Genomic DNA, 2,033 nt, shown 5'->3' on the forward strand with positions numbered 1-2,033 from the left:
TGCCGGTGGTCGAGGCGAGCGTCGCGCCGACCGTGCCGAGCGCCGTGGTGGCGGCCAGGCCCGTGTGCGCCGCGCTCGACAGCGTGCCCGTCACCGTGTTCGCGACCGTCGAGACCGCGCCCGTCACCGTCGAGACCGGCAGCGCCGTCTGCAGGTTGCCGATCAGCGCCGTGATCGAGGCGATCGGGTTGCTCGCGACCACGCCGGTGACCGCGTTGACCACGCCCTTCACCGCCGCCGGCGCGGTGCTGGCGACCGTGCCCGCCACCGTGCCGAGGCCGCCGACCGCCGAGCTCACGCCCGACGAGGCCGCGTTGACCACGCCGGTGACCGCCGCCGTCGGCACCGAGGCCAGGGCGCCGGTGAGCGCCGTGGTCGCATTGCCGAGGCCCGAGGTCGCCGCGCCCAGCACGCCCGTCACGGCCGAGGCCGGATTGACGCTGCCGACCAGGCCGGTGATCGCCGTGGTGGTGGTGCCCAAGCCGCCCGCGACTGCCTGGACGCCGCCCGACAACGCGTTCGCGCCGGCGCCGAGCGCGCCCGAAACCGCCGTCGCGCCGGTACCGAGGCCGCTGGCCAGTGCGCCGGCCGTGCCGCCCAGCGCCGTGGCGCCGGTGCCCAGCGCACCGGCCACCGTGCCGGTCACCGCGCACAGGCCGCTGGTCGCCGCGCCGAGACCGCCGGCCAAGGCGCCCGCGCCGCTCGACAAAGCACCGGCTGCCGTGCCCGCCACCGACGACAGGCCGCCCGCCGCCGCGCCGAGGCCGCCGGCCAAGGCGCCCGCGCCGCTCGACAACGCGCCGGCTGCCGTGCCCGCCACCGTCGACAGACCGCCCGTCGCCGCGCCGAGACCGCCGGCCAGGGCGCCCGCGCCATTCGACAGCGCACCGGCGACAGTGCCCAGACCACCGCTCAGCGCGCCCGTTGCAGTGCCGGCGACCGTCGTCAGGCCACCTGCCAGCGACGAAGCGCCCGTGCCCAGCACGCCAGAGACCGCGCTAAGCCCGCTCGACAGACCGCCCGCCACCGCGCCGGCGCCACCCGACAGCGCGCCGGCGGCAGTACCGAGGCCGGTCGACAGACCGCTGACGACCGTTCCGGTCACCGCGCCCAGGCCGCCCATCGCCGAACCGAGACCGCCCGCGACTGCACCGAGACCACCGGCAAGCGCACCGGCGCCGCTCGACAGCGCGCCTGACACCGTGCCGAGGCCACCGGCGAGCGCACCCGCACCGCTCGACAGCGCACCGGTCGCGGCACCCAGGCCATTCGACAGACCGCCAGCAACCGTGCCGGCCACCGTGTTCAGGCCGCTCGTCGCCGAACCCAGGCCACCAGCGACGGCACCGAGACCACCGGCCAGCGCACCCGCGCCGCTCGACAAAGCGCCCGTCGCGGCACCCAGACCGCTCGACAGGCCACTCGTCACCGTGCCAGCCACCGTGTTCAGCCCGCTCGTCGCCGAACCCAGGCCGCCAGCGACGGCGCCGAGACCGCCTGCCAGCGCACCCGCGCCGCTCGACAGCGCGCCCGTGGCGGCACCCAGTCCATTCGACAGGCCGCTGGCAACCGTGCCGGCCACCGTGTTCAGGCCGCTCGTCGCCGAACCCAGCCCGCCAGCGACGGCGCCGAGACCACCGGCCAACGCGCCTGCGCCGCTCGACAACGCGCCCGTGGCGGCACCCAGCCCATTCGACAGGCCGCTCGTCACCGTGCCGGCCACCGTATTCAAACCACCCGCCGCGGCACCCAGGCCACCGGCCAGCGCACCCGCACCCGATGCCAAGGCGCCCGATGCCGCACCGAGGCCACCCGCGACCGTCCCGGCCACCGTATTCAATCCCCCCGTCGCGGCACCCAGGCCGCCGGCCAGCGCACCCGCGCCCGATGCCAGCGCGCCCGATACCGCGCCCAGGCCATTCGACAGGCCGCCCGTCGCGGCGCCGAGGCCCGTGGTCAGCGCGCCGGTGGTCGTGCCCAGACCCGTCGACAAGCCGCTGACGACCGTGCCCGCGACCGCGTTCAGGCCACCC

At 77.1% G+C, this 2,033-nt stretch carries 1 pseudogene; it reads right to left on the minus strand.

The window, feature by feature from the left end:
• Window positions 1-1,993 (minus strand): annotated as a pseudogene (locus F3J18_RS36920) (hypothetical protein); the annotation flags it as partial.
• Between the last annotated feature and the right edge of the window lie 40 nt (window positions 1,994-2,033).

Origin of the sequence: Burkholderia sp. Ax-1720, from assembly GCF_011753035.1 — a bacterium.
Lineage (GTDB): Bacteria > Pseudomonadota > Gammaproteobacteria > Burkholderiales > Burkholderiaceae > Burkholderia > Burkholderia gladioli.